Consider the following 14,846-nt stretch of genomic DNA (forward strand, 5'->3'; position numbering starts at 1 on the left):
AGCACGGTGACTGCGGGCCGGGTTCAGATCCGGCCTTGCGCGCCGGCGATCTGGTAAAGCGCGATGCCCGTCGCTGTTGCGGCATTGAGGCTGTCGAGCCCCGGCACCTGGGCAATCGAGGCCGTCTCGATCCTGCCCATCAGCGCCTGCGGCAGGCCATTGCCCTCGCTGCCGGTCAGAAGCGCCATGCGTGGCGACGGCGGCACGTGGCGGATCTCCACCCGCCCGGCCGGTGAAAGGCCCCAGAGCGCAAACCCGCCCTCCACCAGAGCCGAGACCAGTTCCTGCACCGTGCCGCCCCGCGCATAGGGAACCTGCAGCACGGAACCGACGGAAACGCGCAGCGACTTGCGGTAAAGCGGATCGCAGGAGGTTTCGTCGAGCAGGATCGCATCGACGCCGAAGGCCGCGGCATTGCGGAAGATCGAGCCGACATTGTCATGGTTGGATATGCCAATCGCCGCCGCCACCAGCGCCCTTTCGGGCAGTGAGGCCAGAAGCTCTAAGGCCGACGGCTCCGCCGCCCGCCTGCCGATCGCCAGGATGCCGCGATGCAGGTGGAAGCCGACAATCCCGTCGAGCACCGCGCTGTCGGCGACATAGACCGGCACGTCTGGAGGAAACTCGGCGAGAATATCGGCAACGCCCGCCAGCCGGTTTTCGAGGATCAGGATCTTCTCGGCAGAAAACGCTCCGCCCCGCCGGTGTGCCGCCGCCAGCATGCGCAGGACCACGGTCCCTTCGGCGATGAAGCGGCCATAGCGGCCGACAAGGTCCCGTTCGCGGATAGAACGGAATTCCTCGATCCGCGGATCCTCCGCATCGACGATGCGGATCACCTCCATCAACGACCCTGACCGACAGTCACGTCGGCAACGATGCGCTGGACGGAGAGATCGAAGATATAGACCTTCGGCATGCCGTTCAGCGCGCCGTAGAACAGGATCTGGTTGCCCGAAAGCGAGACCTGCTGGATATCGAAACCGGGCGGCAGCGCCGCCGTTGCGGCCAGCGGGCCATCGGCGGGCACGGCATAACCAGCGGTGGTGGCCGTCGTTGCCGGTGCGGCGGGACGCAGGGAGATCTTGTAGACAATGGCAGCGATGACCGCCATAAAGCAGACCAAGAAGATCCCGCCCGAAATGAGCTGCAGGCGCACCATCTTCCGGCGGATTTTCTCCATTGCCGGATCAAGTGGCTGTTCCTGATCCTCGAAATCGGCCTGGGGCATGGACTGTCCTTGTACTGAACGGAATGATTGAATGAGCGAGACCATTAGCGAAGCCGGGCTGCCAAGGAAAGTCCTCAATGCGGGCGAGGACGATGGCGGCCGGCTGGACGCGTGGCTGACGGCACAACTGGATGGAGAACTGTCGCGCAGCCGGGTCAAGGCCTTGATAGAAGAAGGCGCGATCAGCATCAACGGCAAGATCGTCACGGAAGCCAAGAAGAAGGTCTCTCCCGGCGATGTGATCGAACTCGTCCTGCCCGAACCGGAAGACCCCGAACCCAAGGGCGAAAACATCCCGCTCGAAGTGCTTTACGAGGATGACGACCTGATCGTCATCGCCAAGCCCGCCGGCCTCGTCGTCCATCCCGGCGCCGGCAACTGGACCGGCACGCTGGTCAATGCGCTGATCTATCACTGCGGTGCAAGCCTGTCCGGCATTGGCGGCGTCAAGCGGCCCGGCATCGTCCACCGTCTCGATAAGGAGACGAGTGGCGTCATGGTCGCCGCCAAGAACGATATCGCCCATCGCCATCTCGCCGACCAGTTCGCCGACCACGGCCGATCGGGCGATCTGGAGCGCGCCTACCAGGCCGTCGTCTGGGGCCGCCCAAGCCATCTGCACGGCACGATCGATGCGCCGCTCGGCCGCTCCAGCGCCGACCGCACCAAGCGGGCGGTCAAGCGCGAGGATTCTGCCGATGCCCGCCATGCCGTGACCCACTACGAAGTGGTCGAACGTTTTCAGGAAACGCCCGACGCCACGGCGCTCGCATCCCTGATCGAATGCCGGCTCGAGACGGGCCGCACCCACCAGATCCGCGTCCACATGGCCCATGTCGGCAATCCGCTGATCGGTGATCCCGAATATGCCGGCGGCTTCAGGACCAAGGCCAATCGCCTGCCGGAACCGGCAAAGAGCGTCGTCGGCGCCTTTCCCCGCCAGGCGCTGCATGCCTTCCTGCTCGCCTTCGAACACCCCCGCACCGGCGAGATCATGGAATTCGAGGCGCCGATGCCCGACGACATGGACGCCCTGATCGAGGCGCTGCGGGGATAACCGTTACCGCATTGCCTCAGGCGCCGGCATCGCCGCAGACATTGCGGGAGGTCCGGTGGCCGGCGACGACATTGAGGCAGACGGCGGCAAACACGATCGTGCCGCCGACAAGGGCGTGAGCGTCGGGCGCTTCTCCGGCAAACAGAAAAACCCAGAGCGGCGCCAGTGGCGCCTCCAGCGAGCCGATCAGCACGCTCTCGACCGGCGGCAGCAGCCGCGAGCCGACCAACAGCATGAGAAAGCCCGCCGAGAAGCCGCAGACGCCGAACAGCAGGATCAGCACGACGTCATGCGCAGAAGCCAACAGCGGACTGGCGAAGGGCGCGATCATGACGGCGGCCATCACGGTCGGGAGGATCGTGCTCGGCAGCGCCGGCGTCTGCGGGTAGCGGCGCACCATCACCGTCCAGAGCCCGATCAGGCCCGTCATGGCGAGGGCGAGGAAATCGCCGGCCAGATCACCCCCACGCGTCCCCCCGCCCCCGCCATTCATCATCAACGCAATCCCCACAAGGGCAATTCCGCTTGCGAAGAGGGACATCGCATTCGGCCTTTCCTTCAGGACGACAAAGGCAAGCCCTGCCGCAACGAACGGGCAGAGTGCGAAGATGACCGACACATGCGCCACCGATGTCATGTAAAGCGCGTTGATGAACAGGATCATCGCCATCGCCGAGATGATCGAGATGAAGAAACCGACGCGGCCGAGGCGCAGGAATTCATCTATGCTGCGCCCGCGGGAGACGGTGAGAAGACAGGCCAGCAGAAACAACCCGCCGAAGAGGCCGCGCAGAAAGGTCAGCGTCGGCGCATCGACACCGACCAGCCGCGTCATCAGCCCGGCGGTGCTCAGCGCGACCGTCGCGGTCAGCACCATCAGCAGACCTTGAGCACGCGACGACAATGCCATGCCGGACCTCCTCCCGTTCAACCGATGCAGATCTAGCAAAACACTGCTGACAACAGGGCGTCAGCAGTGTTTTGCTACACTCGGAAAAGGGAGTGAGCGAAAGGGAGGAGGAGGAATGCCAAATTCGGGGCGCATGTTCGAGGTCGTGCAGCTGCTGCGGGCAAGCCGCCAGCCGATGACGGCCGAGGCGCTGGCGACCCGGCTGGAGGTGACCAAACGCACCATCTACCGCGATATCGCCGCCCTGCAGGCCGCCGGCATTCCAATCGATGGCGAAGCCGGGATCGGCTATGTCATGCGCCGCGGCTACGACCTGCCCCCTTTGATGTTCACCCCGGAGGAACTCGACGCGATCGCCGTGGGCCTGGCCCTCGTCGGCCGCACCGGCGACAAGAGCCTGACCATGGCCGGCGCCAATGCCTCTGCCAAGATCGCCGAGGTCATTGCGCCCGAAGCCTGCATGAGCGGTGACGATCCCTGGCTGTTTGCCTCCGCATGGCACGCCATCCCCGACCCGGTCATCGACACGCGCATCCTGCGCAGGGCGATCCGGCAGGAACGCAAGCTGCGGATGTCCTATCGCGACGGTACCGGCAAGGCGACGGACCGCACCATCCTGCCGCTCGCCCTCTCCTATTATATCGACGGCGTGATCCTGGCCGGCTATTGCGAGCTGCGGCAGGATTTCCGCCACTTCCGCCACGACCGCATTGTAAGCTGCGAACTGACGGATGACTGCTTTTCCAGCGTCGCGACGAAGCTGAGACAGCAATGGCGCCTGCTGCCGGACTTGTTTGCCGGCCCGCAGATACCTTGAACCACGCATGGCCCAATTGCCGTTTACCGTAGGTCGACACGATCCTTGCCCTCCGGCATTCAGGGCCATGCGGCCTGATCTTGTCCGGCTGCGCTTCAGACACTCAGCCCGACATCGGCCGGGGCCAGGCAGCATCTGCGATACTGTGCGCAGGAGGATTGCAAGAACTCAATAAAATAAAAACCGAGACCACAGGCCAAAAAATGCGACTGACTGTCATTTGTATTCGCACTTACCTCAGCTATTTTAATAATAAAGAAAGTTAATTACTCGAATTACGAAGTCGTATAATATCTATTTACCCGTATAAATCACCGACAAGACCAGGTAATCGCAAATTGATTTCTTCCATAGACTTGCTGCGCTGCAAAAACAGATCGGAAGAAGACAGGAAAAGACATGTAGCGCTGCTGCATGGCGGCCTGCAGGTGATCGGGATTTTCCCGCTTATCGGCCCTCGGTGCGAAGGCGCGCCGATATGAACGAGGATATCCGCAAATTCATCTTCAATGACCTGCAGACGATCGAGGGTTATATTGATCCTCCTGACGCCCTGGTGTTTCTTTCCCTCCTGCAGGCGCAGGAAAAGCACCGCCTGAAGGGCGGGGTGGCGGAGATCGGCGTCTTCTACGGACGCTCCTATTTCCTGTTTCGCAAGATCTGCCGCTCCGACGAGCGGATCCTCGCCATCGACCTCTTCGATCTCGAGCAGCAGGGCGGTGTCGCCGCGACGCAATACGACCGGTTTGTCGAGAACGGCGAGCGCCTCGGCCTTCCGGTCGACCCTGGCCTCGTCATCAGCGGCGACAGCACGAAACTGAGCCCCGGCGACATCACCGGAAAGATAGGCCGCACCCGCTTCTTCAGCATCGATGGCGGCCACATGCTGAACCATGTCTCCTCCGACAGCATGTTGGCGCTGAATACACTTGCCGGCCACGGGATCATCGTCTTCGATGACACGTTCAACCCGGCATGGCCGGAAGTGACGGTCGGCGTCGGTGATTTCCTGCGTGCGCGCCGCGATGAACTGGCCACTTTCTGCATGACCAAGTATAAGACCTATGTCTGCCGCAAGGAGTTTCACGGCTTCTACAGCCGCGTGATTTCCGGTGCCCGTGATCTTGCCGCCTTCGACCACGTGGAAACCGATTTCCTCGGCGCAAAAGCGATAAGATTGGACAATCCCATGGCCCGCCGCATGGTCTATGAACTGCTTGTCCGGCTTGGAATGCGCACGCTCTCTGAACGAGCCTATCGCAGATAGCGCAGGCCTGCCGAGATGAACAAAGCGTAATGATATAACGCCTTCGTGAGACCTTGAATCAAGGTTCCGCCGCACTTACCTGTTACACGCATTGGTGCGGGATCGGGAACGATCCGCGCCAATTTCGGTTCGCCTTGTAGCAAGGGACGTTTTACCAGAGGGAGCCGACAACGATCGGAAAGGGGTGCTTTATGGCCCGCAATACTTTGCCTTCCATTACCGCCGGTGAAGCCGGCCTCAATCGCTATCTCGATGAGATCCGCAAGTTTCCCATGCTGGAACCGCAGCAGGAATACATGCTTGCCAAGCGCTATGCCGAACATGGCGACCGGGATGCCGCCCATAAGCTGGTGACCAGCCACCTTCGTCTCGTGGCCAAGATCGCCATGGGTTATCGCGGCTACGGCCTGCCGATCGGCGAAGTGGTCTCCGAGGGCAATGTCGGCCTGATGCAGGCCGTCAAGAAATTCGATCCTGAACGCGGCTTCCGTCTGGCCACCTACGCCATGTGGTGGATCAAGGCCTCGATCCAGGAATATATCCTGCGCTCGTGGTCGCTGGTGAAGATGGGCACGACGGCCAACCAGAAGCGCCTGTTCTTCAACCTGCGTCGCCTCAAGGGCAAGATCCAGGCAATCGAAGATGGCGACCTGAAGCCCGACCAGGTGAAGGAGATCGCCACCAAGCTGAACGTCTCCGAGGAAGAGGTCGTGTCGATGAACCGCCGCCTTTCCGGCGACGCATCGCTCAACGCTCCGCTGCGCGCCGCCGAAGGCGAATCCGGCCAGTGGCAGGATTGGCTGGTGGATGACTCGGACAGCCAGGAAGACGTGCTGATCGAACAGGACGAACTCGATACCCGTCGGCGCATGCTGGCCAAGGCTTTGAGCGTGCTGAACGACCGCGAACGCCGCATCTTCGAGGCACGCCGCCTGACCGATGATCCGGTGACGCTCGAGGAACTGTCGTCGGAATTCGACATCAGCCGCGAACGTGTCCGCCAGATCGAAGTCCGCGCATTTGAAAAGGTGCAGGACGCGGTCCAGAAGGAAGCCCTCGCCCAGGCGCAGGCGCTTCGGGTCGTCGACGCCTAAGTGTCGAATATGTATCGCTAAATTAGAGGGACCGCGACGCTTGCGCCGCGGTCTTTTTTTGTCCGTTTCTGTCTCACTGATGCGACACATCCGGGAACTTTCAAATTCTGCGGAAACTGACTTGTATCAAGTTCGACATCCTTCGCTCCTACTACGGTGCTGTATCCCAGTCAGAGTCTAGAGGAGATGGACGGATGAAAGCAGCACGCTGGTACAGCGCCAAGGATATCCGCGTCGAGGAAGTCACCGAACCGAAGCCGACCGCGGGCCAGGTCAAGATCAAGGTCAAGTGGACCGGCATCTGCGGCAGCGACCTGCATGAATACGTGGCAGGCCCGATCTTCGTGCCGGTCAAGGCGCCCCATCCGGTCAGCCATGACATCGCACCGATCATCATGGGTCACGAATTCTCCGGTGAAGTGTCGGAAGTCGGTGAAGGTGTGGAGCGCGTCAAGCCGGGCGACCGCGTCGTCGTCGAGCCGATCCTCGCCTGCGGCAAGTGCGATGCCTGCCTGCATGGCAAATATAACCTCTGCGACAGCCTCGGCTTCCACGGCCTCTCCGGCGGAGGCGGCGGCTTTGCCACCTATACGACGGTCGGCGAGCGCTGGGTCCACAAGATGCCGGAAGGCCTGTCCTACGAACAGGGCGCCCTCGTCGAGCCGGCAGCCGTCGCCCTCCACGCCGTGCGCATTTCTAGCCTTAAGGCCGGCGGCACCGCAGCCGTCTTCGGCGCCGGCCCGATCGGCCTTCTCGTCGTCGAGGCGCTCAAAGTGGCCGGCGCCTCCGCCATCCATGTCGTCGAACTGTCACCGCAGCGCGGCGCCAAGGCGATCGAGCTCGGTGCCACCAGCGTCATCGACCCGTCGAAGGAGAACGCTGCCCAGCGCATCCGCGAACTGACGCCCGGCGGCGTCGACGTGACATTCGAAGTCACCGGCGTGCCTTCGGTCCTGCAGCAATGCATCGACGCGACCCGCTACGAGGGCGAGACGGTGATCGTCTCGATCTGGGAAAAGGAAGCCCCCTTCCAGCCCAATACGGTGGTGCTGAAGGAAAAGAGCCTGAAGGGCACGATTGCCTACCGGGATGTCTTCCCAGCCGTCATGAACCTGATGGTCCAGGGCTATTTCTCCGCCGACAAGCTGGTGACCAAGCGTATCGAGCTCGACGATATCGTGCCCCAGGGTTTTGACACGCTGGTGGCTGAAAAGAGCCAGATCAAGATCCTCGTCCGCTCCCCCGATTGATCCTCCCAAGATTGATCCTCCCAAGATCATGGAGCGAAGAGCCCGCGGCACCGCCGCGGGCTCTTTTTTTGTACCGTTTACCGGACGCCCGGCGGCAGGCCCTGCTGCCTGTCGGCCGACAGGATTTCCGAAAATGCCGAGCGGATAAGATCCAGGAACAGCAGCAGCAAAAGGCTCGCCCCCATTGCCGGCAACGCGACGCCGAGTGCGACGGCAACCACAGCCGTGACGATCTTCGCCGCCGCCGGCAGATAGGAGAAGGCCTTGAGCAGCGTGCGCGGCGAACCTCCGGCCTTCGGCCGACGCAGCCACCACATCCGGTAGCCATAGACGATCGAGGCCATCAGCCCGATGCCGAGCGCGGCCATGACGATCTGGTTTGCCACACCGAACAGCACCCCCATATGAGCATCGATACCCCAGCGGATCAGCTTGGCGATGATCGGAAAGGTGGCGAAATCGGCACGGCTCGTCACCTTCATGTCGGCGGGATTGATGGCGATCGTATCCACCTGCGTCGGCCAGCTGCGGTCATACTCACTGACGCGAAACGCCTGGTCGACCGTCCGTGGCGGCCTGATCTCCATCAGCGGCGAATTGATACCCGCCGCCCGCGCGGTCTCGGCCACCCTGTCGATCTCGGCCAGCACCTCGGCCTCCGGCTTTGGTGGCGCGCTCGGAGCCATCACCATGCTCATATGGTCGGCATGTTCGCCCAGCGGCTTCGGCGCCTCGCCCTTGCCGAGATCGATGGTCACCGAAGGCGTAATCCAGCCGACACCGTTGCGGAACTGGTCGATATTGTTGCCCGCCCAGCGCGACCAGGTGAGCCCCGTCACCGACAGGAACAGCAGGCCGATCGACAGCCATAGCCCGATCAGGCTGTGCAGCCGCCGCTGCGGCGAAGCCCTGCCTGCGGTTTTCGGCAAATGCCGCTGCCAGAACCACAGGCACAGACCACCGAGCACGGCGACCCACATCCACGAGGCGGCAAGCTCGCTGTAATTGCGACCGATATCGCCGAGCAGAAGCGTGCGGTGCAGATAGTCGAGGGTAGTGCGAAACGGCAGGACGCCACTCGTCCCGTAGGTGATCATCTCGCCCTGGACGGCAAGCGATGCCGGGTCGACGAACACGGTGCGGGTTTCGGATTCACCGAGCCCTGGCTCTGTGAACATGACCCGCGTCGTACGCCCTTCCGCCGTCGCCGGCCGGATGGCGAAGAAGCGTGGCCCTTGCCCGATGGCCGTGCGGGCAACCGCGATCTGTTCGGCCAGCGATCTGGCCGGCCCGGCCGCTTGCGCCACGAGTTGATCGCGATAGAGCCAGTTCTCGATCTGCGGTGTCAGCACGTAGAGCGTGCCGGTCAGTGCCGCGATGAAGATGAAGGGCGCAATGAAAAGCCCGACATAGAAATGCAGCCGGGTGATGAATTGACGAATGGCGGCAACGCCCGCTTCGGCATTTTTCGGCGCCGAGACGGAGGGGCTCTGCCCCCGGTCGTCTCCAGCTTGAGGCGCGCGTGATTGACGCGCCGGAGGCGCGGATGTGTGAAGGTTCATGATCTTCTCCAATAGACGACGGCCGGTGCGAGGCACCGGCGACAACAGTGACGTCAGCTTGGAAGAACAGGCGGCCCCCGTGCGCGGCGATGATCATCGAAATGCCTCGGTGGAACCGATGCGTCGCGCAGCACCTGCAGAAGCAGCGGGCGGGCGGCCGCCATGACGACAGGCAGAGGGGCCTTGGCGAGCAGGCCGATATGAACGGAAGCGTTGATCTGGCAGGATGTCAGGCAACAGTCATTGCCGCGTTCAGGATGTGGCGCATGACTGGCACCATGGGCTGTACCCCTGCTGTCGTCATCGCCATAGGCGTGAAGCCGATCGTCGTCATCCAGAAGCCGCGAGGAACCGTCGGAGGCACAGATGACCTGTCCGGACATCTCGGCAAGCGCCATCGCGCCGCTGCCAAAGCCGCCGACCAGCGCCTGCATGGCCATCAGCACGCCGATCAGGGCGGCCAGCGGGCCGCCGCATAACCCTTCGTCGATGAGCCGCCGGAACATACGCATGGTGGCAGTTCATCACGGTGAAACTGATGATTGTCAATGCGACAATCTTGCCGGATGCATTTTCAGCGTGCTGCCCTGCGACACCGGGACGGCACTAAAAAAGCCCGCAAACCATTGGCTTGCGGGCTTTCGGTATTGTCGCCTCAGCGGCGGTTAATTGCTCGACTTGGCAGGACCTGCCTGAGCCCATTCGCGCATTGCATCGTCGAAGGCCTTCTGGCCGTCCGGCCCCTTCTGCAGGGTCAGGAGCGCACGGCGGCCGTTGCGATAGGCGAGCGGAATGTCGATCCAGTTCCGCGTCTTCAACAGGTCCAGATTGGTCTTTTCAGCATCCGGGAAGTCGTTGAGGGCGATCATGTGAAAATCGTCAGTAATCTTCGCCGGAACCGCAACCAGGGCATTTCCGCGATCCTGCTCCGTCGATTTCATCGCGATCCTCAGCACGCTGTCGATCGCGCCGCCTTCAAAGTCCGGGGGAACAGCAAACACGATCTCGATCAGGTGGCTGGCCGGCAGCGATGGGTCGTTGTTGCGCTTCAGCGTCAGAAGAGCCGTCAGACCACGTCCCGGAACGGTGATGCGTCCCTGAACCTCGGCTTCCGGCGGCCCGCCATTCGGCGAGGCCTCATGCTGCAGCGACCAGGAAACCGTACCATCGATGGCAGTCGGGGCAGACTGGCCGATACGCTCCTCATAGAGGAAGATCTTCTCTCCTGACACGGCTGGCGTATCGGAGGGAGAGGCCGGCGGTATGGCTGGTGCCGCGGGCGTAGCCGACGCTGCGGTCGAGGCATCAACCGGAGCCGTTGCCGGTGCAGGTGTCTGCGCCGCAGTGGAAGCACCCGGAGTGGCCGGCGAAGGCGTGGCAGGCTGGGTGTTGAGCTGCGCCACCGACTGGCCCTCGGCATTCTGCGCCAGGCTGCTTGCGTCGCCCGGACCGGCATCCACCTCGGAGCCGTTTTCCTGCAGCCGCTGGGTGAACTTGGTGCCCGTCGCAGCGCCATCCGCCGGCGGCGGCGTATGCTGCGCGGCAGGCGTCGAAGCATTTTGCTGCGGCTGGGCGGCAGCAGTCTGCTGTGATGAACCGGCAGGCGTTGCCGGCGTCGTCGCTGCAGGCGTCTGCGTTGCCGTCTGTGCGCCGCCGGTGCTCTTGGCAATCAAGCCGCCGAACATGTCGTTCAGCGAGCCCCGGTACATCCAGACGCCGTATGCGCCACCCGCCACGATCAGCAGGGCGACAAGGCCAAGGATCATGCCCATGTAGTTGCGCTTGCGCACCGGCGTAACCCGGTAGGGCTTGGCCGGCGGCGACAACAGGTCGCTGAAATCGTCTTCCGCGACAGGTGCTGCGGCCTGCGATGCCGCGGCAGTGGCTGGCGCGTCCTTGTTGTAGCCGATCAGGTCTTCCAGATCGCTCCACGGATCGCGCTCGTCCTGCTTGTCCAGCGGCTGGCTGACCTGCGACTGGGCAGCAGGCTGCGCATTGACATAGGCTTCGAAAGGATCCTCGGCAGTCTCTTCCGCCTTGGGGGCAGGCTGGGGGACAGCGTGGGCCGCATCCGGAATGCTGCTTGCGGCAGGCATGCGTGCGGGCTGAGCGGCAGCATGCATTTCCGGGCTGAAATGCGCTTCGACCGGCTCATGACGATAGCCCTGATCGAGATGACGGGTAAGATCGTCCACCTCGTCCCACGAGCTGGCAGGCTTGCTCTGGGCAGCCTGCTGAACCGGCTCATGATCCTGCACGGCCCACTGTTCGGCCGGCTCTTCGTGCTGCGGCGCATGGGGCTGCGTGGCAGGCTCTGCCGGCCAGTCGAAGGAAGGCGGCGTCCGTATGGCTGCCGCGGGTTCGTCATGCGCATGCAGGTCGGAATGGATGTCGGCGGGCGCTGAAACCGGTTCCGGCTCATAGGCAGCCGGTCGGTGATCGGCATGTTCGGCGGGAACATCGTCGCGCCAGTCGCCGTAACGCTCGACCTTGGGCTCCTCGTGATGGGCAACCGGCTCCGGCTCGTGCCGAACTTCGCTGTGGATTACCGCTTCGGGTTCCTCGTAGCGTGCCGCGGATGGCGGTTCGTGGACGACAGGCGCCTCAACGGACGCATCCGGCCAGCGATCCTCGGACGGCTGATTCGCCGGCACCACGGGTTCCGGCTCGACCGGTTCCTCGTCCTGATAGACCTCGGCGTGATGCACGGGCTCCGGCGCAACCGCTTCCGGTTCGGCTACAGGCTCGGCTGCCGGAACGGGCGCGGGTGCCTCGGGCTCCACATGCTGCTCGACGACCGCAGGCTCGTGATACTCTTCCCGCGGAACAGCAGCAGCCACCTCCGGCTCGGCCGGAAGTGCCTCGGAATGCTCGGTTTCCACCGATGCGATGGCCGCCTCGAGCTTGTCCAGCTGCCGCCGGAGCATCTCTTCCGGCGGGCGGGGCTTCATGTTCTCGAGCTGACGCTGAACCGCGCCGCGAGCCTTCTCGTACACTCTCTCGCGCGCTTCAGGCGTATTGGTCGCCAAACCATCAACAGCGCGGCGGATTACCGCTACAAAATCAGCCATCAGAACTTTCTCATGGTCGCCGGCATCCGCCAGCCGAATGGATAATCAATTCTTGACATTAGTCCTCAAACGGATCGGTCACAAGTATGGTGTCGTCGCGCTCGGGGCTTGTGGACAACAGTGCGACCGGCGCACCGATCAGTTCTTCCACCTGCCGGACATACTTGATCGCCTGGGCAGGCAGATCCGCCCACTTGCGCGCACCGACCGTCGATTCCTTCCAGCCTTCGAGCGTGACGTAGATCGGCTCGACGCGGGCCTGGGCGGCCTGCGATGCCGGAAGGTAGTCGATCGTCTGGCCGTCGAGCTTGTAGCCGACGCAGATCTTCAGTTCGTCGAGACCGTCGAGAACGTCGAGCTTGGTCAGCGCAATGCCGGTAATGCCGTTGGTGGCAACCGACTGGCGCACCAGTGCCGCATCGAACCATCCGCAACGGCGCTTGCGGCCCGTAACCGTGCCGAATTCATGGCCCTTCTCGCCGAGGAACTGGCCGATTTCATCGGTCAGCTCGGTCGGGAACGGACCTTCGCCGACGCGAGTCGTATAGGCCTTGGTAATGCCGAGAATATAGCCGAGCGAACCCGGTCCCATGCCGGAACCGGCCGCGGCCTGGCCGGCAACCGTGTTCGACGAGGTGACGAACGGATAGGTACCGTGGTCGATATCGAGCAGCGAGCCCTGCGCGCCTTCGAACAGGATGCGCGAACCCTTGCGGCGTTCCTTGTCGAGCAGCTGCCAGACGCTGTCCATGAACGGCAGGACGGTATCGGCGATGGAGGTCAGTTCCTCCATGATCGTCTTGTGCTCGACTTCGGGAGCATTGAAGCCACGGCGAAGTGCGTTGTGATGGGTCAGGATACGCTCGACTTTGGCTTCCAGCGCATCGCGGTCGGCCAGATCCATGACGCGGATGGCGCGACGGCCGACCTTGTCTTCATAGGCCGGGCCGATGCCGCGGCGAGTCGTGCCGATCTTGGTGCCGCTGTTGGAAGCGGCATCTTCGCGCATCCCGTCAAGCTCGCGATGCAGCGACAGGATCAGCGTGGCGTTTTCGGCGATCCGCAGGTTCTCCGGGGTCACGGTGACGCCCTGGGCTGCCAGACGGCCCATTTCGGCGATCAGCGCATGCGGGTCGACGACGACGCCATTGCCGATGACGGCCATCTTGCCCGGACGAACGACGCCCGACGGCAGCAGCGACAGCTTGTAGCTCACGCCGTCGATGACAAGCGTATGGCCGGCATTGTGGCCGCCCTGATAGCGCACGACGATGTCCGCCCGCTCGGAGAGCCAGTCGACAATCTTGCCCTTGCCCTCATCACCCCACTGCGAACCCACGACTACACAGTTCGTCATATCTGCTTCCTGCCCTTCGGACACAACCTTGACGCCTGGGGCAGCCCTTTGACCGGCCCGGCTCAGGTTCGACACCATTTTCTTCTCAAGGCACCGGACGTCTCAATCCGCCGACACCACAAACGCGCGCATCTATAAAGCCTTGGCCAAAGGAAAGCGACCTGTTTGTGACGCCGCCAAGGTTTTTGCGTGACAAAGGCAGAAACCCCACGGTATTTGCGGTTGTATAACGAACAACATCGCGTCGCCGGGACGATGCGCGGAGGAAACCCATTGCATCGTCAGGCTTATCTCTGCCTTGTCGTCGCAACCTTGTGCTGGGGCGGCAATGCGGTCGCCGGCAAGTTGGCGCTCGGCCATATCAGCCCGATGATGCTGACATTCTGTCGCTGGCTCTTCGCCACCATCATCATCTTCGCCATCTCGATGAAGGAGCTTCGCCGCGACTGGCCGGTGATCCGCCGCAGCATCCCTGTTCTCGGCTTTCTCGGCGTCATCGGCTACGTCGTCTTCAACGCCGTGCTCTATACCGCCGTCACCTATACGAGCGCGATCAATGCCACGGTGGAACAGACGCTCATTCCGGTGCTGATCTTTTTCATCAATTTCGTCCTGTTCCGGACGCGCGTGACATTGTTGCAGATCGCCGGCTTCAGCCTGACGGTCATCGGCGTCCTCCTGACAGCCTCGCATGGTGACCTGAACACGCTCCTGACCCTGACGGTCAATTTCGGCGATGCGATCATGATCATCGCCATCGCCGCCTACGCATTCTATACGATTGCGCTCCGTTGGCGTCCGGCCATTCACTGGAAAAGCCTGATGGCGGTACCAGCCCTGTTCGCCCTGATCTTCAGCATCCCGCTGCTCGGCTGGGAATATGCCGCAGGCAAGACCATATGGCCCGATCATTCCGGCTGGCTGCTTGCGCTCTATACGGCGATCTTCGCCTCGCTGATCGCCCAGGTTCTCTATATCCGGGGCGTCGAAACCATCGGCGCCAACAGGGCCGGGCTCTTCATCAACCTCGTCCCGGTCTTTGGCACGCTTCTTTCCATAGTCGTGCTCGGCGAAGAACTGCATCTGTTCCACATCGCGGCACTGCTTCTGGCGCTCGGCGGCATCGCCATTGCCGAACGCGGAAAGCCGAACTCCGCCTGAAGCCCGGTTCGGCCAATGCTTTCATCGATCTGCCCACGAAAATACGCAGATCGGCGAAGCGGCAGGCTG

General features: G+C 62.7%; 13 protein-coding genes. 6 read left to right on the plus strand and 7 right to left on the minus strand.

Annotation, left to right across the window (positions count from 1 at the left end):
- Nucleotides 1-23 precede the first annotated feature (23 nt).
- Together NCHU2750_RS13140 and NCHU2750_RS13145 are read right to left on the minus strand one after the other, a co-directional pair.
- Nucleotides 24-845, minus strand: a complete 822-nt coding sequence (locus NCHU2750_RS13140) for a TrmH family RNA methyltransferase (protein ID WP_119940905.1) — start codon at nucleotides 843-845, stop codon at nucleotides 24-26.
- A complete protein-coding gene (locus tag NCHU2750_RS13145; protein ID WP_119940906.1) occupies nucleotides 845-1,231 on the minus strand; it encodes a hypothetical protein in 387 nt (128 codons plus the stop codon). The genes NCHU2750_RS13140 and NCHU2750_RS13145 overlap by 1 nt, the downstream gene beginning before the upstream one ends.
- A 31-nt stretch (nucleotides 1,232-1,262) precedes the next feature.
- On the opposite strand from NCHU2750_RS13145, the gene NCHU2750_RS13150 reads away from it, so the two are divergent.
- Entirely contained in the window at nucleotides 1,263-2,288 is a 1,026-nt protein-coding gene (locus tag NCHU2750_RS13150) for an RluA family pseudouridine synthase (RefSeq protein ID WP_119940907.1), read from the plus strand.
- 16 nt (nucleotides 2,289-2,304) lie between these two features.
- Here NCHU2750_RS13150 and NCHU2750_RS13155 read toward each other — a convergent pair whose 3' ends face one another.
- Nucleotides 2,305-3,198, minus strand: coding sequence for a DMT family transporter (locus tag NCHU2750_RS13155; protein ID WP_119940908.1), 894 nt, complete (start codon nucleotides 3,196-3,198; stop codon nucleotides 2,305-2,307).
- 115 nt (nucleotides 3,199-3,313) lie between these two features.
- Here NCHU2750_RS13155 and NCHU2750_RS13160 point away from each other — a divergent pair, with 115 nt between their 5' ends.
- The 4 genes from NCHU2750_RS13160 to NCHU2750_RS13175 all read left to right on the plus strand — a co-directional run bounded on the left by NCHU2750_RS13160 (nucleotide 3,314) and on the right by NCHU2750_RS13175 (nucleotide 7,626).
- A complete protein-coding gene (locus NCHU2750_RS13160) occupies nucleotides 3,314-4,015 on the plus strand; it encodes a helix-turn-helix transcriptional regulator (RefSeq protein WP_162939616.1) in 702 nt (233 codons plus the stop codon).
- A 478-nt stretch (nucleotides 4,016-4,493) separates the two neighbouring features.
- Nucleotides 4,494-5,282, plus strand: coding sequence for a class I SAM-dependent methyltransferase (locus NCHU2750_RS13165; RefSeq protein WP_119940910.1), 789 nt, complete (start codon nucleotides 4,494-4,496; stop codon nucleotides 5,280-5,282).
- A 191-nt stretch (nucleotides 5,283-5,473) separates the two neighbouring features.
- The gene (rpoH, locus tag NCHU2750_RS13170) at nucleotides 5,474-6,376 is read left to right on the plus strand and encodes an RNA polymerase sigma factor RpoH (protein ID WP_119940911.1); all 903 of its coding nucleotides are present in this window, start codon (nucleotides 5,474-5,476) and stop codon (nucleotides 6,374-6,376) included.
- Nucleotides 6,377-6,570: 194 nt separating this feature from the next.
- Nucleotides 6,571-7,626 (plus strand): 2,3-butanediol dehydrogenase, encoded by a 1,056-nt coding sequence (locus NCHU2750_RS13175; protein ID WP_119940912.1) that lies wholly within the window; start codon nucleotides 6,571-6,573, stop codon nucleotides 7,624-7,626.
- A 77-nt stretch (nucleotides 7,627-7,703) separates the two neighbouring features.
- Here NCHU2750_RS13175 and NCHU2750_RS13180 read toward each other — a convergent pair whose 3' ends face one another.
- The 4 genes from NCHU2750_RS13180 to NCHU2750_RS13195 form a co-directional block, all read right to left on the minus strand.
- On the minus strand, nucleotides 7,704-9,188 hold the full coding sequence (locus NCHU2750_RS13180) for a PepSY-associated TM helix domain-containing protein (protein ID WP_119940913.1): 1,485 nt from the start codon (nucleotides 9,186-9,188) through the stop codon (nucleotides 7,704-7,706).
- Between the two features lie 53 nt (nucleotides 9,189-9,241).
- The gene (locus tag NCHU2750_RS13185) at nucleotides 9,242-9,700 is read right to left on the minus strand and encodes a DUF2946 family protein (RefSeq protein WP_119940914.1); all 459 of its coding nucleotides are present in this window, start codon (nucleotides 9,698-9,700) and stop codon (nucleotides 9,242-9,244) included.
- 153 nt (nucleotides 9,701-9,853) lie between these two features.
- The gene (locus tag NCHU2750_RS13190; RefSeq protein WP_119940915.1) at nucleotides 9,854-12,259 is read right to left on the minus strand and encodes a hypothetical protein; all 2,406 of its coding nucleotides are present in this window, start codon (nucleotides 12,257-12,259) and stop codon (nucleotides 9,854-9,856) included.
- A 58-nt stretch (nucleotides 12,260-12,317) separates the two neighbouring features.
- Nucleotides 12,318-13,616, minus strand: coding sequence for an adenylosuccinate synthase (locus NCHU2750_RS13195; RefSeq protein WP_119943328.1), 1,299 nt, complete (start codon nucleotides 13,614-13,616; stop codon nucleotides 12,318-12,320).
- Nucleotides 13,617-13,889: 273 nt separating this feature from the next.
- On the opposite strand from NCHU2750_RS13195, the gene NCHU2750_RS13200 reads away from it, so the two are divergent.
- A complete protein-coding gene (locus tag NCHU2750_RS13200) occupies nucleotides 13,890-14,777 on the plus strand; it encodes a DMT family transporter (RefSeq protein ID WP_119940916.1) in 888 nt (295 codons plus the stop codon).
- The last annotated feature ends 69 nt before the right edge of the window (nucleotides 14,778-14,846 follow it).

The sequence above is a fragment of the Neorhizobium sp. NCHU2750 genome (genome assembly GCF_003597675.1).
Classification (GTDB): Bacteria; Pseudomonadota; Alphaproteobacteria; order Rhizobiales; family Rhizobiaceae; genus Neorhizobium.